16 protein-coding genes are annotated in these 20248 nt (G+C 42.3%); 5 read left to right on the plus strand and 11 right to left on the minus strand.

The features are described 5' to 3' along the window. The first annotated feature begins 205 nt into the window (after positions 1 to 205). The 3 genes from mfd to JMX07_RS01080 all read left to right on the plus strand — a co-directional run bounded on the left by mfd (position 206) and on the right by JMX07_RS01080 (position 6230). Positions 206 to 3916 (plus strand): transcription-repair coupling factor, encoded by a 3711-nt coding sequence (gene mfd, locus JMX07_RS01070; protein WP_201605563.1) that lies wholly within the window; start codon positions 206 to 208, stop codon positions 3914 to 3916. Positions 3917 to 4065: 149 nt separating this feature from the next. Then, entirely contained in the window at positions 4066 to 4497 is a 432-nt protein-coding gene (locus tag JMX07_RS01075; RefSeq protein ID WP_057759208.1) for an HIT domain-containing protein, read from the plus strand. Between the two features lie 311 nt (positions 4498 to 4808). Then, positions 4809 to 6230, plus strand: coding sequence for an adenylate/guanylate cyclase domain-containing protein (locus JMX07_RS01080; RefSeq protein ID WP_201605565.1), 1422 nt, complete (start codon positions 4809 to 4811; stop codon positions 6228 to 6230). Between the two features lie 97 nt (positions 6231 to 6327). Here JMX07_RS01080 and fdx read toward each other — a convergent pair whose 3' ends face one another. The 8 genes from fdx to JMX07_RS01120 all read right to left on the minus strand — a co-directional run bounded on the left by fdx (position 6328) and on the right by JMX07_RS01120 (position 13488). Continuing rightward, positions 6328 to 6666 carry an ISC system 2Fe-2S type ferredoxin gene (fdx, locus tag JMX07_RS01085; protein WP_101206134.1) on the minus strand — a complete coding sequence of 113 codons (339 nt, stop codon included), beginning with the start codon at positions 6664 to 6666 and terminating at the stop codon, positions 6328 to 6330. 86 nt (positions 6667 to 6752) lie between these two features. Beyond that, positions 6753 to 8633: a Fe-S protein assembly chaperone HscA gene (gene hscA, locus JMX07_RS01090; protein ID WP_201605567.1), complete on the minus strand. Its 1881-nt coding sequence runs from the start codon at positions 8631 to 8633 to the stop codon at positions 6753 to 6755. Between the two features lie 209 nt (positions 8634 to 8842). Beyond that, positions 8843 to 9424 (minus strand): Fe-S protein assembly co-chaperone HscB, encoded by a 582-nt coding sequence (hscB, locus tag JMX07_RS01095; RefSeq protein WP_201605569.1) that lies wholly within the window; start codon positions 9422 to 9424, stop codon positions 8843 to 8845. Between the two features lie 175 nt (positions 9425 to 9599). Continuing rightward, the gene (gene iscA / locus JMX07_RS01100) at positions 9600 to 9920 is read right to left on the minus strand and encodes an iron-sulfur cluster assembly protein IscA (protein WP_021814983.1); all 321 of its coding nucleotides are present in this window, start codon (positions 9918 to 9920) and stop codon (positions 9600 to 9602) included. Between the two features lie 232 nt (positions 9921 to 10152). Beyond that, entirely contained in the window at positions 10153 to 10563 is a 411-nt protein-coding gene (gene iscU / locus JMX07_RS01105) for a Fe-S cluster assembly scaffold IscU (protein WP_057759218.1), read from the minus strand. 152 nt (positions 10564 to 10715) lie between these two features. Beyond that, positions 10716 to 11942, minus strand: coding sequence for an IscS subfamily cysteine desulfurase (locus JMX07_RS01110; RefSeq protein WP_201605571.1), 1227 nt, complete (start codon positions 11940 to 11942; stop codon positions 10716 to 10718). Beyond that, positions 11939 to 12448 (minus strand): Rrf2 family transcriptional regulator, encoded by a 510-nt coding sequence (locus JMX07_RS01115; RefSeq protein ID WP_057759222.1) that lies wholly within the window; start codon positions 12446 to 12448, stop codon positions 11939 to 11941. The genes JMX07_RS01110 and JMX07_RS01115 overlap by 4 nt, the downstream gene beginning before the upstream one ends. A gap of 395 nt (positions 12449 to 12843) precedes the next feature. After that, the gene (locus tag JMX07_RS01120) at positions 12844 to 13488 is read right to left on the minus strand and encodes a hypothetical protein (protein ID WP_102090399.1); all 645 of its coding nucleotides are present in this window, start codon (positions 13486 to 13488) and stop codon (positions 12844 to 12846) included. A gap of 524 nt (positions 13489 to 14012) precedes the next feature. On the opposite strand from JMX07_RS01120, the gene JMX07_RS01125 reads away from it, so the two are divergent. Continuing rightward, entirely contained in the window at positions 14013 to 14285 is a 273-nt protein-coding gene (locus JMX07_RS01125) for an HU family DNA-binding protein (RefSeq protein ID WP_045445077.1), read from the plus strand. Positions 14286 to 14636: 351 nt separating this feature from the next. Continuing rightward, complete coding sequence (locus JMX07_RS01130; protein WP_102090398.1) at positions 14637 to 16511, plus strand: SurA N-terminal domain-containing protein; 1875 nt, start codon at positions 14637 to 14639, stop codon at positions 16509 to 16511. Positions 16512 to 16709: 198 nt separating this feature from the next. Here the strand turns inward: JMX07_RS01130 and purH are convergent, their stop codons facing one another. The 3 genes from purH to JMX07_RS01145 all read right to left on the minus strand — a co-directional run bounded on the left by purH (position 16710) and on the right by JMX07_RS01145 (position 20234). After that, positions 16710 to 18290, minus strand: coding sequence for a bifunctional phosphoribosylaminoimidazolecarboxamide formyltransferase/IMP cyclohydrolase (gene purH / locus JMX07_RS01135; RefSeq protein ID WP_201605573.1), 1581 nt, complete (start codon positions 18288 to 18290; stop codon positions 16710 to 16712). Positions 18291 to 18436: 146 nt separating this feature from the next. Further along, positions 18437 to 18799: a DNA-binding transcriptional regulator Fis gene (fis, locus tag JMX07_RS01140; RefSeq protein ID WP_201548023.1), complete on the minus strand. Its 363-nt coding sequence runs from the start codon at positions 18797 to 18799 to the stop codon at positions 18437 to 18439. 178 nt (positions 18800 to 18977) lie between these two features. Continuing rightward, positions 18978 to 20234 carry a DUF3426 domain-containing protein gene (locus JMX07_RS01145; protein ID WP_201605575.1) on the minus strand — a complete coding sequence of 419 codons (1257 nt, stop codon included), beginning with the start codon at positions 20232 to 20234 and terminating at the stop codon, positions 18978 to 18980. Positions 20235 to 20248 lie beyond the last annotated feature (14 nt).

Consider the following 20248-nt stretch of genomic DNA (forward strand, 5'->3'; position numbering starts at 1 on the left):
GGCTTGACTCGCGAAAATGAAAACCTCAGCTGATAAGTTGGGGTTTTTTGTTATGTAACGACAGTTAAAGCGCAATAATCGTTGTTAACCCTCAATCATTAATGAGTAAACTCTTAAGTGACAAACCGTTACGGCATAAGTTTTGGTAATTGCTCAAATATTCGTATAATAGCTTTCTGACTCCTTAACTTTGATTCTACTCTTTATGCCTATTACTGCTCTGACTGACGCGTTTGACCCTATTAACCAGCAGTTGTTTCCTATCCAAAATGCCGAGCGGCGTTGGCTAGCGCCTGTCCATGGTGCGGTCAGCAGTTTATGGTTGGCAAGCTTGGTGCAAACACCTATGTGGAATGTTGCCGAGCGCCTAAAAGTTGTGGTGGCACGTGACCAAAACCAACTCAATCAAATAGAGACTGAGCTGGCATTTTGCGGAGTCGATGCTTATGTATTCCCTGACTGGGAGACACTAACTTATGATGAGCTATCACCGCATCAAGACATCGTTAGTGAGCGCATCAATCTGTTGACGGATATGCCAAAAACGGGCGTGCTGCTCATCTCAGTACAGGCGCTGGTGCATCGCGTCGCACCGCCAAGCTGGTTAATTGGTCAGCATTTTGATTTGAGTGTTGGCGATCGATTTGATATCAATACCCAACGTGGGCTGTTGGCAAAAGCAGGTTACCGCGCGGTTGAAAATGTCTTTGAACCAGGTGAGTTTGCGGTACGTGGCAGTATTATTGATATTTTTGCCATGGGTCAGCCTTTTCCGCTACGTTTAGACTTGTTCGATGACGAAATCGAAACGATTCGCTTTTTTCATCCTCAAACGCAGCGTACATTGACTGCTGATGATTTGAAGGCGATGTTAACGGGCAACGATACCAGTATGGCAAAAGAATCGCTGTCACTACTGCACAAAATGCCAGATATCTCTAAACCTATTGAACAATTTCAAATCTTGCCTGCAAAAGAGTTTCCACTTGACGAAGGGCGGGAGACGTTTCGCACGAACTTTGCTGCGATGTTCCCTAATACCAGTAGCCGTAAGTCTGAGCTGCACAAAGACGTAATGGCAGGAATTGCTAGTAGCGGATTAGAGTATTATCAACCACTATTTTTTGACTTAAAAGACTGGAAGGCGGAGAGTAGTTTATTTTCCTATTTACCAAGCGATGCGTTATTTATCACCGATGAATTAATCAATGAAAAACAAGCTGATTACTGGTCACAAATCCAGCGCCGCTACGAAGAGCGTCGCCATGATATTGATAAGCCTATCGTAGAGCCAGCAATGCTGTATCTATTATCTAACGCGCTTAACGAGCAGTTAAACCAGTATCCACGAGTAATATTAAGTGCTCGTGATGAACTGGCTATGATGAATGATGTGGCAGCGCTAGAAGGTCAAGATTCCTCTCAGCCGCAACTCTCACTAACGCCTACTAAACAACAAGGACTAGTGACATTAAGTGCTGAAGAGCCGCCACAGTTAGCAGTCAATCATCAAAAGTCTGAACCATTATCAGAATTGCTCGACTTCTTGGATACGCAATCAAAGACTTCAACACCCGTACTGATCGTTGCAGAAACCGCAGGCCGTCGCGAGATTCTCATTGAACTGTTCAAAGGTAAGATTGATATCAAGGCGTATGATAGCTTTGAAGCCTTTCTAGCTGCAGATAAAACCAGCGCTATTGATAACAGTCATCTACCACATGTCGGTCTGACCGTAGCGCCAATTGAGCGCGGTGTCTATGTGCCTGAGCGCTTGGTGTTGATTAGTGAGACGCAGCTGTTTGGTCGTCAAGTTTTACAGACGCGCCGTCGTCGCCAAAGCGGGGTATCAGAAGAGTTCTTGGTTAAAAGCGTCACTGAGATAACAGATGGCAGTCCAGTAGTGCATATTGAGCATGGTATCGGTCGTTATAATGGCTTGATTACCTTAGATGTGGGCGATGGCGAGCAAGAGTTTATCCATTTAAAATATTCTGATGACGCTAGTATCTATGTGCCAGTTGCCAATTTGCAAATGATTAGCCGTTATAGTGGCGGCGATCCAGCCTTAGCACCGCTACATAAGATTGGTAGTGGTAAATGGGACCGAGCCAAGCAAAAAGCATTAGAGCAAATTCATGACGTCGCTGCTGAATTGCTCAATATGCAGGCAAGACGTGAGGCCAAAGTTGGTATTCATTTCAAGATAGACCCATCGCAGTATGAGCTATTTGCCAGTCAGTTTGCCTTTGAAGAAACCGCTGACCAGGCCAACGCCATTCATGCCGTAATGGAAGACATGAGACAAAACCAACCGATGGATCGTCTTATTTGTGGCGACGTTGGTTTTGGTAAAACAGAAGTCGCGATGCGAGCGGCGTTTATTGCCGTTAGTGCTGGTTATCAGGTTGCCGTCCTGGTGCCTACCACATTACTTGCCGGTCAGCATGAAGACAATTTCCGCGATCGTTTTGCCGATTGGCCAGTTCGTATTGAAAGTTTATCGCGCTTTGGCGGCAAAAAACATCAAGAAATGGTATTGGCTGATTTGGCTGCTGGCAAAGTGGACATTGTCATTGGCACTCATAAACTGCTACAACCAGATGTGAAATTTGCCAACCTTGGCCTGATGATTGTTGATGAAGAGCATCGCTTTGGAGTGCGTCATAAGGAACGTATCAAAGCCATTCAGACAGATGTTGATAGCATGTCTATGACGGCGACTCCGATCCCTAGAACGCTAAATATGGCGCTCTCAGGTATGCGTGATATGTCGATTATCGCCACACCGCCTGCCCGTCGTCTTGCCATCAAAACTTTTGTAATGCAAAAGACAGAAGCCCTGATGAAAGAAGCCATATTGCGTGAGTTATTACGTGGTGGGCAGGTCTATCTACTACATAATGATGTTGCTAGTATCGAGCGTATGGCAGAGACCATTCGTGACCTAGTGCCAGAAGCGCGAGTAGGGGTGGCACATGGGCAAATGCAAGAGCGTCAGCTTGAGCAGATCATGCAGCAGTTTTATCATAAAAAGTTCAACGTGTTGGTTTGCTCTACCATTATCGAGACGGGTATTGATGTGCCCAATGCTAATACGATTATCATTGAGCGTGCAGATAAGTTTGGTCTTGCGCAATTACATCAGCTGCGTGGCCGAGTAGGACGTAGTCATCATCAAGCGTATTGTTACTTACTAGTGCCATCTCTAAAAGGACTCAAAGGTGATGCCAAGCGCCGTTTACATGCGATTGAACGCGCCAATACTTTGGGTGCAGGTTTTATGCTGGCAAGTGAGGATTTAGAGATTCGCGGCGCAGGTGAGATATTGGGTAAGCAGCAAAGTGGCAATATGCAGGCGATTGGTTTTAGCTTATACATGGATATGCTTGAGCGTGCGACTAAAGCCATTAAAGCTGGCAAGGAGCCTGATTTAAATACACCATTGTCGCTAACCAGTGAAATAAACTTACATAGTTCTGCTCTTATTCCAGAAGAGTATCTACATGACGTGCATCAGCGCTTATTGTTCTATAAGCGTATTAGTAATACCGATGATAAAGAAGCATTGACAGATATTCGTACGGAGATGATAGACCGCTTTGGAGCACTGCCAGATCAAACCAAGCAGCTATTCGCTATTCATGGATTACGCTTACAAGCAGAGCCGCTTAAGATTAACAAAATTGATGCCAACAGTAGTAGTATGACGCTGGAATTTGCGCCAGATACTCCAGTTGATGCGTTAGCGATTATTAAGTTGATCCAATCAAATGGTCAGCATTATCGTATGAATGGCGCATCTGGTATCCGTTACCAAAATAGCGATAAACTGGCCACACCGCAACAGCGCGTAACGGTCATACAAGAGCTGCTGCGCTATTTTAGCGAGCACATGGTGACAGAGCCTGCTTAGTACATGGCTAGATATCAGTAGGCTCAGTAGTCATATTAAACCAATAAATTATGGTGCTATTTTATCAACCCGATAACTGATAAAATAGCCCAACTAACTTTTTAACCCTCTGTATTTTATTTGCATTAAACAACAAGAGAACCGTCATTATGTTCCAACTTCATCATAAACTTGCTGCTGATAGTTTTTTAGTGGGGGATTTTCCATTATCCACTTGTCGTTTAATCAATGACTGCCAATTTCCTTGGCTGATATTAGTGCCACGTGTCTCCGGTATCAAAGAGTTATATGAGCTGTCTGAGGCAGATCAAACACAGTTTTTACGAGAGTCCAGCTGGTTGTCGAGTCAGTTAGCTAAAACCTTTCAAGCCGATAAAATGAATGTGGCCGCTCTTGGTAATCAAGTGCCACAACTTCATTTCCATCATATTGTCCGTTATCAAAATGACATGCAATGGCCAAACCCAGTATGGGGTGTGCCAGCTGTGCCATATACTAAAGAAGTGTTGGCGCAAATGCAGCAAACATTGATGATGGCATTACGTGGTCATCACCAAATGCCGTTTGATTGGCAAATGTAATTATCAATCTATCCTACCTTTAATAAGAATAGCTTGAACCTTAATTTTATATGTAAAAAGAGAGGCCAGATACTTAAATGTATCTGGCCTCTCTTTTTATTTAAATTTGGATAAAAACTGTAAAACAGTGAATAAACTAGACAAAAGGTCGCCTTATAGTCATCAGTAACCTTGTTTAAACTTATTTCAAAAGTATAATATATTATTAGATATATCTTATGATAAATCGTCATAAGGACAAATAACGTACATATGTTAGTGTAGTATGCCTTTGTCTCTCAGGTAGCTCACCTTATTTAAGTGAATTTCATATGACCTTCTCAGAGACATTCAAACCAATGACACCGTTAAAGGACACCGGGACATGTCGTTTTGACTATCCAGAAGTGTTCGTGTTGATACTGACGGTTGTTTTGCGTGCTATATACTACGACTTCCGCTCTATCTCAATGGCACTATTGGTTATTATTACATTGCCAAGCCTTATGATCCTGATATATAACTACCGACGCCAGACCAGCTTTTGGACGTCTAATATCGTTATTATTCTATTATCGGTTGTCATTGGCTCGCTACAATGCTGTACGGTCATATCAATCAGTTTGGCTGCTTTGATTGGTGTACGTATCATTCTTAGCCGACCTGAGAATCACCTCAGACTGTTATCTGTATCTGTTGTGACTATCATTGTGTTTTTCTACGTTAGCACAGTCTTAAATGCAGACAGTATGGACTTTGATGAAGGCTTATTACCATTGATAGTAATGGTGGCAAGTCTAGGCGTTATTTTATACCAGTTCTGGCGTATCTATCAGCAACATATTACTTTTAAAGTACGTGCCCATCAGGCTAGTGGACGCCTGAACACAATGGTATCAGTGATCAATAAGCTTACCCGTTTTGTACCACCACAAATTTGGGGGCCTATTGTCAAATCGGATAGCCCTGTTAGGGTTTCTAATAAACGCGCAAAAATAACTATCATGTTTTCAGATATTGTCGGCTTTACTGAGTTGTCTGATAGTCTAAGCTCTGATAATTTAGCAGACATCCTCAATACTTATATGCATTGCATGACGTCGATCGCTGACAAACACGGTGCAGTGCTTGATAAGTTTATCGGCGATGGCATGGTATGTTTCTTTGGTGAACCGAATAGCCGTGGTTCGCGTCAAGATGCATTAGATTGTGTGGCAATGGCAATTGATATGCGCCGAGAAATGCGTACTTTACGCCAAAAATGGCGGTTGATGGGGTTTGAAGGCTTATATATACGTGTTGGTATCACAACTGGCTACTGCCACGTTGGTAATTTTGGTAGTAATAGTCGATTAAGCTATACCATCATTGGTAAAGAAGCCAATTTGGCCTCTAGGCTTGAGTCCTGTGCGGGCAAAGATCAGATATTGGTCAGTGAAAGCACTTACGATTATATATGCCATAACTATGAATGTGAGCACGTTGCCGCATTTTGCTTAAAAGGTATTGATGAAAAGGTCGATGCATGGCAAGTGCTTGATCCTAGTGCCAGTACAGGTCATCTGTCTAAATGGGTCGATCACACATTGCCTGGTTTCAATTTGCATTTGAATTTTAAAGATATGAAAGACAATGATTATCAAGATATTAGAGCTCGTTTAAATTTTGCGTTGGAACGTATCGAGCAAGAGGAAGAAAAAGTAGTGAAGGGCATAGCCGCAGAAAGTAAACGTGAGAATGCCAATCGCAAGTAAGCGTTTCAAGTTTGATATCTCAAATTCATATATAGAAAAAGGCCAGCTATGTGATAGCTGGCCTTTTTTAATCTTAACTAAGAAGTATTATCAGTGTTTAATGATTTTCTTTAGCATGATTGAGGGTATATTTAGGAACTTCGATGGTCAAATCCTCATCATCAAGCATGACTTGACAAGACAAACGTGAATCAGGCTCTAAGCCCCAAGCACGATCAAGTAGATCGGCTTCGATATCATCCATCTCATCTAAACTGTTGAAACCCTTGCGTACTACAACATGACATGTGGTACAAGCTTTTGACATCTCACAGGCATGCTCAATTTTAATGCCTTTTTCTAATAGTGCTTTACATAAGTTTTCACCAGCTTGTAGCTCAACTTCTGCGCCTTCAGGGCAAATTTCGTGGTGGGGTAGTACGGTAACTTTTGGCATAAATTATCTGTCCGATGCTAATCAATTTAAAAAATATTAGAAGTTAGCTTAACGTGTTAGCTAAGCTATATATGTCGATGTATTTATTACCAGTCTTTGGCACTAGTACCGGCCATACTGGTCTTGACGCTTTGATTCATAATACGTGCAGCAAAGGCATCACTATGTGGTTTGAGCTGTGCTTGTTGTGCTTCAATAAGCGCTAAGTCATCAGTGCTAAGAGAGTTACGTAGCGCTTGTATATGCTCTGCTAGTGATTGTTGTTCTTCGACAGAGAGTAATGCTGCAAATTCGTTAAGTGCCGACTCTAGGGCAAGTACTTCACGTTCCGCTTCTACTTTTGTCTCAATTAAAGAACGTGCATTTTTGTCTTCTTCTGCGTATTTAAACCCTGCAACAAGCAACTGTTCTTTTTGCTCATCTGATAGACCATAAGAAGGCACAATCTCGATCTTGCTTTCTGTTTTAGTCGTAGTTTCCTGCGCACTAACAGTAAGCTGACCATTAGCATCAATACTAAAGGTAACTTCGATACGCGCAAACCCAGCTTTCATTGGCGGGATGCCATACAGCTCGAAACGTCCAAGAGAACGACAGTTTTCCACCGTTTCACGCTCACCTTGCACCACATGAATCACCATGCCTGTTTGACCATCTTGATAAGTGGTAAATACCTGACGTTTCTTCACAGGGATAGGCGTGTTGCGTGGGATGAGTACTTCAACCAAACCGCCCATGGTCTCAAGACCTAATGATAATGGCGTTACGTCCAATAACAACAAATTGTTGTCACTATCGCCATTAACCAGTTGGTGAGCAGTCTGGGCAGCACCTAAGGCAACCACTTCATCTGGATTCAGGCGGCAAAGTGGCTGCTTAGCAAAAAACTCAGTCACGACTTGCTGCACGGCAGGCATACGAGTCGAACCGCCCACTAAGATAACTTCATCTAGATCTGTAGTAGACAGCTTGGCATCGCGTAGGACTTGTTCGCACACGCTTAGCGTACGGCGACTGACAGGTTCTACGATAGTTAGCACATCTGTACGGCTTAATACGCCTTGATAAGACTGACCATTGACAGTGACATTGATATCCACTTGCTCAGCATCAGTCAATGCTTGTTTATAAGCCTTGGCTTGCTGAGCTAGTATTGATTTGTCATGTAGGCTTACGTCTTTTGGGTCGATATTTAATTGTTTAATAATCCAATTGGTAATAAGGCGATCAATATCATCGCCGCCTAGTGCGCTATTACCGCCAGTTGCCAACACTTCAAAGACGCCGTCGGTAAGCTTTAAGATAGAGACGTCAAAAGTACCACCGCCCAAATCATAGATTAAGTAATAGCTTTCTTTTTTACTGTCTTCTGATGATTGGTCAAGACCATAAGCGACCGCAGCCGCTGTTGGTTCATTTAACAGGCGAAGTACGTTGATGCCCGCTGCTTGAGCGGCATCTTTGGTTGCTTGACGCTGTGCTTCATCAAAATAAGCGGGAACCGTAATCACGGCACCTTCAATGCTATCTGCAGGTAGGGCACTCGCTGCACGTTGCTCAAGAGCGGCTAAGATACGCGCTGATACTGCAACAGGAGAAACCTCACCTTGAGCCGTTACAAAGGCGGGCATATCGTCTTTATTACCAGACAACTCATAAGGATGAGAGAATTTGATATCAGCTTGACTACGACCCATAAAACGCTTAGCCGAGACGATCGTATTTTTTGGATCATCCGCTAGATGCGCTAGAGCGTCATAGCCGACCAATGGCGTACCAGTAGCTGGATAATAGACAACAGACGGTAATAATGTATCTGTCGCTGCGCCTGCCTCTAAGACTTGTGCCTTACCTGAACGCACCACAGCAACCAACGATCGTGTAGTACCAAGGTCGATGCCCAAGCCAAATTTATGTTGGTGAGGTTGAGCGCTTTGATTGGGTTCAGCAATTTGCATTAAAGACATAAGGATAACTCAGAGATAAAATGAATAAGTGAAATGGAGCAAATATAGCATATGCAGTACGAGAGCTTAACGTCGGTAATCTCATTCCATGGAATACGGATTCTGACAGTTTGATGCGCTTAGACTCAAAGATTATACGGTATCACGGTCACTATTTTAACCAAATATATAGAATTTAGCTTATTAGTGAGAGCCATAACCACAGATGTTTAGACGTATAAGTCATCGTCATCTGAATGCGATGAATTTGCAACATCATCAAGCCCAGTTGTCACATCAGCATTTAGCTTAACTAAAAATTTTAGCTTCTGTGTCGCATCAATCGCTGTTTGCCAATCTTGATTTTGATAAGCATTATTAAAGCGCTCAGATTGATTTGCTAGACGATTTGTAATTTGAGGATGTAATTGCTGCAAGGCTACAAGATCTTTGTCTTCGATAGCATCATCTAGATCCATACGCATCTGCATCGCATCTTCCAAAAAGTCTAAATCTGCGATTGAGTGCTCTAAGTTTTGTGCTTGATCTGCCATATCCAGTAAATAACCAGCACGACTATCAGGAGCGCTTAGAGTCTGATACGCTTGATTGATTAAAGCCGACGCTTTTTCAGACTGCAACTGTGCTTGAACCATATCGGTCTGATTTTTGGCAACATTATCAGGATGATAGCGTTTCTGCAACAATCGCAAACGTTGCTCTAGATTGCTTTGGTTGATTTCAAATTGTACAGGCTGCTCAAATAGGGCAAAGAAGTTATCAAACTGTGGTTCTGAAGTAATATCTGTCATAATCTGATGCCTTGCTTTTTTATTTATTTTTGAAGTCATGACCTAGCTAAGAAGATCTCAATCGCTTGGCTACTCAACTAAATTAACCTTTCTTCATGGCTATAGCAGAGATACTGCACTGTTCTTATGAAAGCTTGCTGAAGCATAAGTCTATCAGTTTTCAGCCATTGAACAATTAAACTGTAAACGACTCACCGCAACCACATTCACCTTTTTGGTTAGGATTGGTGAATTTAAAGCCTTCGTTTAAACCTTCTTTTTCGTAATCCATCAACAAGCCGTCTAAATATACTAGGCTTTTAGGATCAATGAAAATGCTAACGCCGCGACTTTCATAACGCGTGTCGTTTTCATCAGGGGTATCTACAAACTCTAAAACGTAAGCCAAGCCCGAGCAACCCGCCGTACGGATACCAACTCGAATGCCTTCGCCTTTGCCGCGATTGTCCAAAAAGTCTCGAACATGCTGAGCGGCGCGTTCTGTCATTTCAATCATGCCAACTCCCATTGACTATTAATCATAAATATCAATAAAAAAATCTAGATAAACTGACAACCAGAATTACGAGATTGCCAAAAGTGTAGGCTTGCGACTATTAGAAAACAAAAGGTGACAATTACATAAGTGTCATTGTCACCTCTTTAGCGTCAGTAGCGATTACACATTGCTACTTTAGCGTTGCTAGTACAACGTAGCGCATACGCTAGCAGGTTTAGCCTAGCTTAACTTAGATCGCAGCTTCTTCTGCTGGAGCCGCTACGCCATGCTTACCTTTATAGTCGCTAATAGCGGCTTTAATGGCGTCTTCTGCAAGTACAGAGCAATGCACTTTTACTGGTGGTAATGCCAGCTCTTGAGCGATATCGTTGTTTTTGATTTCGCCAGCTTGATCCAAGCTTTTGCCTTTTAGCCACTCAGTAACAAGCGAGCTTGAAGCAATCGCTGAACCGCAGCCATAAGTCTTGAAACGTGCATCTTCGATAATACCATTATCGTCGACTTGGATTTGTAGACGCATTACATCGCCACATGCTGGGGCACCGACCATACCGGTACCAACGTTTTTGGCGTTTTTATCAAGATTACCAACGTTGCGTGGGTTTTCGTAATGATCAATAACTTGGTCACTATAGGCCATGGGGTTTTCTCCTAGTTAGATGATGAGTAGTTGTTTATCAACTTTAAATGTCTAACTACTCATCGATAATTGGGGTCAAACGCTTAATTTAATTGTCTGATCAATTGTTTAATAAATATATTGCTAGCTATACTAAAAAGCTATATTAGAAATTAATGCTCAGCCCACTCGACTGAGTTTAGATCAACACCTTCTTGGTACATATCCCAAAGTGGTGATAGGGCACGTAATTTGTCAACGGCTTCATGCATTTGCTTGATAACAGTATCGATGTCTTCATCAGTGGTATAACGGCCGAAGCTGAAACGGATTGAGCTATGTGCCAATTCATCTGGGCGACCGATTGCACGTAGTACATATGATGGCTCAAGCGTTGCTGACGTACAGGCTGAACCTGATGATACAGCTAAGTCTTTAAGTGACATCATGAGTGACTCGCCTTCAACGAAGTTAAAGCTGATGTTTACAATGTTTGGTACGCTATTCTCAAGATCACCGTTTAAGTAAATCTCTTCGATATCTTGTAGACCATCCCAAAGCTTCTGACGTAGTTTGGCTGCATGTGCATGGTCAGCTTCGTAGCTTTCATTAGCTAAAGCAAATGCTGCGCCTAGACCAACGATTTGATGCGTTGGTAGAGTACCTGAACGCATACCGCGCTCATGACCACCGCCATGTTGCTCAGCTTTCAAGCGAATACGCGGCTTACGACGAACAAACAATGCGCCGATACCTTTAGGGCCGTATGCTTTATGACCTGAGAAGCTCATCAAATCAATTTTCATTTCTTCAAGATTGATTTTTACTTTACCAACAGACTGTGCGCCATCAACATGGAAAACCACACCAGCTTCGCGAGTGATTTCACCAATCGCTGCAACATCAGTAATAGTACCAAGCTCATTGTTTACCATCATAAGTGATACTAAAATCGTACCATCACGTAGTGCTTCTTTGACTTGCTCTGGCAAGATAAGGCCTGTGCTTGGCTGTGGCTCAAGATACGTAATCTCAAAACCTTCTTGCTCAAGCTCACGGCAAGTATCTAATACAGCTTTGTGCTCAATTTTACTGGTAATGATATGTTTGCCACGAGACTGATAAAAATGTGCTGCACCTTTAATGGCTAGGTTGTCAGACTCAGTCGCACCAGAAGTAAAGACGATTTCGCGTGGATCAGCGTTGATAACTTCAGCAACTTGACCGCGAGCAGTTTCTACTGCTTCTTCCGCTTGCCAGCCGTAACCATGTGAGCGTGAAGCTGGGTTACCAAAGACACCATCTACAGTCAAATACTCGCTCATTTTAGCAGCTACTGATTTAGCAACTGGGGTAGTGGCGGCATAATCTAAGTATATAAGGTTGTTATGTTGGCTCATGCTGGGTTTGCCTCGCTGTTCGATAGAGTAATAGTATTAATGTCTTTTATGGAAATATCTTTTGTAGAGGTGTGCTGACGCTCTGAGACTGACTGCACGTTTTCCATATCTAATAATTGCGCTAATGTTATATTTTTTAAGTACTGTTCGATATGATTTGATAGTGCACACCACAGATCGTGAGTTAGGCACATTGTACCACCTTGACAGTCACCGCGTCCTTCACACTGCATCGCGTTTACTGACTCATCAACCGCAGATATGATGCTCATCACATCTATCTCATTCAATGGCTTAGCTAGGTGATAACCACCTGCAGCACCGCGAATACTCGTGACAAGGCCGCGTTTGCGGAGCTTAGAAAATAACTGTTCAAGATACGAGATTGAAATCGATTGCCGTTTGGCGATATCGGATAATGATACAGCACTGTCTTGTTGGCTGGTCTGCAATGCCAAATCTAATAATGCGGTAACAGCGTATCTGCCCCGAGTAGTCAAACGCATGTGTTATCTCCAAACTTGATGTCATTTATGTTTAACAACGATCTTAGCCAAAAGTCTTAATAAGTACTCATAAGATAAAAAGAGCAACCAATAATCCGTCAGCTAAGTTTTGTCTTATCGTTATTGAACAACAGATGATTAACCCGATGTGTGCAACGATTAAGGTAATTATACTTAATCCCGAGTAATTTAGTCAAGATTAAAGTGTGGTTCAATGGTTAATCAAGCTTATTGCTGTAATTGATAAAAACAATGATGTTTAGAAGAGATATATGAGTAAGACACAAGCAGCTTAATTTGTCTGCTACAGATATATTTAACGAAGTAAAAAATAAGCGTTCAATATCTATAGAAGACATTGAACGCTTATTTATAGGTAATTCAGCGAACCAAAACTAATTCATCAATAGTGCGATGACTGAACCGATCATAATGACGAGGGCGACAACAGTGACAATCATCAGTGTCTTTTGCTTGCTCTGAAGCTCTCTTACGGTTGTTTCAAGTTCACGATTTTTAATGGTCAAGGTATTAATCTGTGTTTGCTGTTCTTTAATACGAAGTTTGTAGTTGTTCTTTTTTTCTTCCAAGTCAGCTTCTGTAGGTTTGGTTTTGGCTTTACCACCCTTTATCTTTTTGATCAGACCTTGAATCAAGCTGCCAAGCCCAAGTTGCATAATAAACTGTTTGACCAGTTGTACTTGAATCGACTCACCGCGCATCTGTAGCTTTTCGGTGGTTTCGCTATCATGAGTCGTGATGGCGTTGATAACTTGAATGCTATAGGCGTTGATAACCACGTCAGGCTCACTACGACCAATCGGCAGCTGGGCATCTAGTAACACGCCCTTGGTACTAAAGGTGGCAAATACTTCTACATGTGGTAAATACAGGCGAAGCGCCACCACGGTGCCTTGCTTAGCAAGCGGATAAGCGGCCTTACGCAGTTCAGGATCCAAACGTAACAATAATGTCAGCGCCGACTCGATAAATACTAAAATGATATTAAGAAAAGAGTGAGACAACGTAGAACGCTTCATGTAAGTAATCCGTTTTTTATTTAGCAAGTTTTAGATATTGAGCAAACAGAAGTCTGTATTTGTCCAAGTCTTGCAGTGATATTTTGCTTATAGTAACGTCTTTATAATAAAAAGTAACGCTAGTTTCTGTAGTGGCTAAATTATTACATTACAATTTAGCAGTCAATAAAGACACTCTTATTTATGACCAGTGATATACAAACTTAATGTATAGCAATGCATAGACAGCAATTGACAAATCTTTCAAAGCGTAGAAAATAGGAAAGCCAATCGTCTCAGTTATACAGAGCCACTTATATATAAATTCCTAACGCTTTGCGTAACATTAGGTGTCAAATACGTAGTGTAGAGCACAAAAATATGTAAAATCGCTTGCGCTCCTTATGCTGCCTTGATATAAAGACGATAACAAAGAAGAACCTGTTAATGCGCCAGTTAGGTAGTTTTTATTGCGTAAGCACCATGAGAGCGTTACAATACTTGGCGTGAGCATTTATTACCCCCTTAAACTTGAAGGAAATTTTATGAATAAGTCAGAATTAATTGATAGCATCGCAGACAAAAGTGGTCTAAATAAAACCCAAGCTGGTGATGCACTAAACGCTGTTATGGAAAGTGTTGGCGAAGCGCTAGAAGCTGGCGATAGCATCTCATTAGTTGGCTTTGGTACTTTCAGTGTAAAAGATCGCAAAGCACGCACTGGTCGTAACCCTAAGACTGGCGAAGAATTAAGCATTCCAGCAAGCAAAGTACCAAGCTTTAAAGCTGGTAAAAACTTAAAAGAGCGCTTGAACTAAGCCGCCTTTTTAAGCGTAAAATGATAGTCGGTGGTCTATAGCTGAGGTAATGAGCTAGCCATCGAAGAGAGCACCTAATATTTAGGTGCTTTTTTTATCGCTATAGTTTGTATCATGCGTCGTGAATATTTTGAGTCTGCATGAAAAATCACGTATCATAGGGCGCGCGATAGGTGTGTCATTTAAGTCAGATTTCTTTAGTAAATTTTGTTTTTTACTATAAAATGCATACGCTCTTACTCTTACCATTGCTAGCTTAGATAGCACTGATGTTGGCAGGTTGCACTTAACAGCTCCTAACAGTATTACAATGGTTTTTCATCAATATAGGTTAATAAAGCAGAGATAACTATGGATAAATTGCGCGATTTCTTAAAAAGCTGGCCAGGTCGCATTTTATTGATTTTATGCCTATCGCCGCTCGCTCTCTTGGGTGTCGAAAGCTATTTTGGCGGCAACGTCGATCCCAACCAGATTGCGCAGGTAGGTGAGGCAAGCGTAGGACTGTCCGAGTATCAAACTGCTGTCAATAGCCGTCGTTCTGAAGTACTAGAGCAAGTCGAAGATGCTAGCTTGTTGAATGAAGATGTGCTTCATGAGCAAGTATTAAAAGGTCTAATCGATCGTACGTTGTTAGAGCAGCAAGCAGGTAAGCTTGGTATGACAGTCTCTGACGACACGATCAATCGTCTGCTGCGTCAAGAAGAAATCTTCCAAGATGCAGAAGGTAACTTTTCAAATGATCAGTTCTCAAACTTCTTGCGTCAGCGTGGCATGACCAAAAACCAGCTATTTGCAGAATTTCGCAATCAGTTAAGCTTGGATCAATTGAACGCTAGTATCGTTGGGACGGCCGTCTATCCTATGCAAGCAGTCAGTCAATTAATTGATTTGCAACTTGAATCGCGCAACGTTTGGGTGCATCGCTTTAATTGGCAAGATTATGCTGACAAAGTTAAGCTTAGCAAAGCCGACATTCAATCATACTATGATGCCAACAAAGACACATTGAAAAGTGCAGCGATGGTTGACTTGGCTTATATCCAGCTCAGCCCGCAAACTATTAAGGTTGATGAAGTAACCGCAGAAGAATTGCAGCAACAGTACGAAGCTTATAAACAAAGCATCGCGGCTACTGATGAGCGTAAAGTCAGTCAGATTCTGTTTACTGGTAAAGATGCCAAGACAAGAGCCGATAAAGTGAAAGCCCGTCTGAATAAAGGTGAAGCGTTTGCTGCGCTTGCTAAAGCAGAGTCGGACGATCCATCAGGTGAAACAGGTGGTGATATCGGACGTTTCAATCCTTCAGTGTTTGGCAGTGATGCAGATACTGTACAAGAGGCGCTAGAAGGGTTGAGCGTTGGTGATGTGACTGCGCCTATCAAGACTAGCTTTGGTTATCAGATATTTACGGTTACTGAAGACAATGGCAAAAAAATTCCAAGCCTAGACAGTATGCGTGATGAGCTGACTGCGAAAGCAAAAGAGTATAAACGACAGGAAATCTATGCTGATAAAGTGACATCAATCAATGATTTGGCGGCAGATGGCTTCAGTATCGAAGATATCGCACAGCAAGAAAACGTCAGCCTCAAGCGTATCAAAGATTATCGTAAAGTGAATAACAAGTCTGCATTGCCGCAACCAGCAGTGGTTAAACAGGCCTTTGATGAGTTTACTATTCAAGATCAAGCGGTAACGGCAGGCGTGGAAGTTGGTAACGGTACCGTATGGCTACAGCCAAGCAATTATCGCCCTACTAAGACGCTTGCTCTAGCAAATGCAACTCCAAGAATCACTCAAATACTCCGTCAGCAGAAAGCTACGGCATTAGCTTTAAAAGATGCTAAAGCATTGGCTGCTGGCATCAAGACGCCAGCTGATATTAGTAAGCAGTCGGTTAGTTTCCAAGCACTGGGTGAAATTAACCGTCAAACGACGCAGCTAACGGACAAAGAGCGTGGATTGGCATTTAGCCAGCAAGCCGCTGACAATGGCGTTGTCGCTATTGCTAGTGAGACTGAGATGGGTGCAACGCTACTGGTTGGAGACCGTATTAAAACTGAGCAGCAGTCACCGCTTTCTGATATGCAACGAGCGCAAACAGCTAGTATTATCCGTGACAATTTAGGCCAAGACCAGTTGCAAGACTATTTGGATTATCTACGTATGGTTTACACGGTTGAGATTAATGAAAGCAACATGGCAAATGCGCAAGGACGCTAAGTATTTGCTAGTTCGTTATTCTTATTCTTATTCTTATTTTTAGACGTAAAAAAGCCACTGTCTCAATTGATACAGTGGCTTTTTTTTGGATGATGCTTCAACGATAATTATCACGAATATTATAGAAGCTGAAAATTAGTCGCAGTAATAAATACAATTGCTGCGACTAATCCCAGTCTTAAACTAATAGGTGATTGTTTAATGACGGAAATGGCGCATACCCGTGAATACCATCGCGATACCATGCTCATTAGCAGCAGCAATGGTTTCGTCATCGCGCATAGAACCACCTGGCTGAATGATAGCAGAGATACCTACTTCAGCAGCATTGTCGATGCCATCACGAAAGGGGAAGAACGCATCTGATGCCATAACAGCACCTTCAGTTGCTAGTCCAGCATGTTCTGCTTTGATAGCCGCAATACGTGCTGAGTTAACACGGCTCATTTGGCCTGCGCCAACACCGATAGTACGTTGGCCTTTTGCGTAGACAATGGCATTAGATTTGACGTATTTTGCTACGTTCCAGCTGAATAGTAGATCTGCCACTTGCGCTTCAGTTGGTTGTACATCAGTGACGATTTTTAGGTCGTTAGCAGTGATTAAGCCTAGATCTTGCTCTTGTACCAGTAGGCCACCGTTAACGCGCTTATAGTCAAGTTGGATATCGCGCTGATCTGGTGCTGGTAGCTCGCCGCATACCAATACACGTACGTTTTTCTTGGTAGCTGTCGCTTCAAGTACACCGTCTTCGATACTAGGTGCAATGATTACTTCTACGAACTGATTGTCGATAATGGCTTTTGCAGCAGCAAGCGTCAACGGACGGTTGAATGCGATAATACCACCAAAAGATGATTCAGGATCGGTGCTAAAAGCAGTACGATAAGCCGCTACTTGGTCATTATCAACCGCAACACCGCAAGGGTTGGCATGCTTAACGATAACGCAAGCAGGCGCGCTGAAAGCTTTAACGCACTCAAGCGCAGCATCGGTATCAGCGATGTTGTTATAAGATAGCGCTTTGCCTTGCAGTTGCTTAGCCGTTGCGATTGAAGCTTGTTTGCTTTTTAAAGGCTGGTTTTCAGTATAGAAAGCCGCGTTTTGATGCGGATTTTCACCATAGCGTAGGTCTTGTGCTTTTTCAAGCTGTACATTGAATGTACGTGGGAAGTTTTCTGGCTCTTGAGTTTCGTTGACACGGCTACCTAAGAAGTTGGCAATCATACCATCGTACTGTGCAGTATGTTCAAACGCCTTTACTGCCAAATCATAACGTAAAGCAGTCGTCAGTTCAGTGCCACCATCTAAGGCGTTAAGTACACGGTCATAATCAGCTGGATCAGTGACGATACCCACATGAGCGTGGTTTTTCGCCGCTGAACGTACCATGGTAGGGCCACCAATATCGATGTTTTCGATAGCATCGTTCATAGTCACGTCAGCACGTGCAATCGTCTCAGCAAACGGATATAAGTTCACGACGACTAAGTCGATACGTTCGATTGCATGATCACTCATAACTGCATCATCTGTACCACGGCGTCCTAGAATGCCACCGTGAATCTTAGGATGCAGCGTTTTAACACGACCATCCATCATTTCAGGAAAGCCTGTGTAATCTGATACTTCAGTCACGTCGACATTGTTTTCTGTGAGCAGACGATAAGTACCGCCAGTAGATAATAAACCAAAACCTGCTTTGAGAAGGCCTTGAGCAAACTCGACGATATTAGACTTATCGGAGACCGATAATAGGGCAAGTGGGGTTGTACTCATAAGAAATTTTCCATAAAAAAAGCCTGACGTAAACGTCTGGCAAGGTGATGATGACAATGGTATGCCGTATCATGATAGATAAAGCGACGAACATTTAATTGCCATACATAATGATAGTCAATGATGGGTAAGCTCATATAACAATGTTACATTAAATCATAGGTTTTCATTTTTTTGCGCAAAGTGCCTCGATTTAGGCCTAATATCTGAGCACATTTGGTTTGATTGCCTCTGGTTTTTTCTAGGACGACAGACAAGAGAGGCTCTTCGACTTGCTTCAAAATCAATTCATATAAATCAGTGGGCATCTCATCTCCTAGCATCGCAAAGTACTGACGTACCACACGCTCTACATGAACCCGTAGAGGTTGCTGCGCATTATTTGTATAGTGTTGACTAGCAAAATCAAAGCCGTGCGTAGGTGGTTGGTATTCGTCTTTATTATAATCGGCAGGGTGCTCAGAGCTTTTAGCAAAATGATTGGCATTATGCTGTGCATGAGGTGCCATAAAATAATATCCTTGAGATGAAGAAAAATTCTGATTGTGAGGGGTCAGAACCATAGTATATCAAATTAATATCGCTTAGCGCTGATAGATTCATTGTTATCTTGGCTATCACGGTTTAATTGAAAGTGAATTTACGGTGTATTTTCTACTCACGCTTATTTATATATAACACTCTAATTTAATAAAGAGCGGTCATAGTAATGTCGCGAATTTGCGCATTAGCGACAGGGATAGTAAACAATAGCTGTCTATCTGTATTGGCCATTAACTGACTTTGCTTGCCTAATAAATAATCGTTTGGACCTGCAATAAACTCTCCAATAATCTTATCTTTACCATAAACGCTTATTTTTACATTGGGGTATAGTTGTGCTTGAGGGCTGCCGTTACTTAGAGTAGCGCCTATATCGCTAAATGTACCAGCAGTTTTAATCTGACTGCTTCTATGAAAGGTATTGCTGATGGTAAGGGCTGATAAGTCCGCACTGGGCAAGCTGCAGGCAGCGACAGAGCATATTGATTGGAGACGCTGAGCATAGGTTGGGTTTTTGACTAAGTTCTCTAAGTTAAAAATAACATACTGTGCCGCGAGTAGCAGTGTTAAGACCAAACAACCTAGTATCCATAATAATGATGCAATTGAACGTGTCGTTTGGGTTGGTGCAAACGGTAGCTGTGTTTTTCTTAAACGATCGTCGGCAGCAGGCTCTTCATCTTTAACGGGTACTCCCATATCAGACAGAAGCTGTGATAAGTCTGTATCATCTGGTGGTGTTTCTTCGTCTTGATTTTGCTCTTCTAATAGTTTTTGCAGCCACGAATTGTTATCAGTACTCTCAATATTGGCATGAATATCATTGGCCGCTGCCGAGCTGAGCATGTTCTGTGTTGGTGCTGATGCTGTACTAGTAGATGGTTTCTTTATTGATGGATTAGGGCTTTTGATAGTTTCTTTAGAAGATGGCGCTTTTGGTTTTTCTGTGGTTGCTGCGCTAGGACTGGTATTACTGGCTTGAGTCAACCATGCATCCATATTATCTAAAGAGTCATACTCTTGAACGTCTTCTTCTGGCTCGTCTATATCCATATCGTCATGGATTAAACCATCATAATTTAAAGCATCAGATGATTTTTTCTTATTAGTTGAAGACGTAGGGCGATTTGGAATATTTTGAGGCTTATGCTGATTGCTACTAGTAGTCGCTTTTTGCTCGTTTGATATTGGTTGATTTTGAGCTTTTTGTTGAGCAGGAATATTTTTTTGTGGTGTTGGTTTTTGAATAACCTCGGAATTTACCACAAGATGCTTATTGACCAAAAAACTTTGCTGGCACCGATCACAGCTGATGGTAGCATTGACTTGATTTAGTTGAGTTTGTTTAACGCTATAGCAAGCTTGACAATGGGGGCATTGGGTTTTTATTGGTGTGGTCATAGAGGCGAATCCAA

This window comes from Psychrobacter immobilis (genome assembly GCF_904846235.1).
Lineage (GTDB): Bacteria > Pseudomonadota > Gammaproteobacteria > Pseudomonadales > Moraxellaceae > Psychrobacter > Psychrobacter immobilis_C.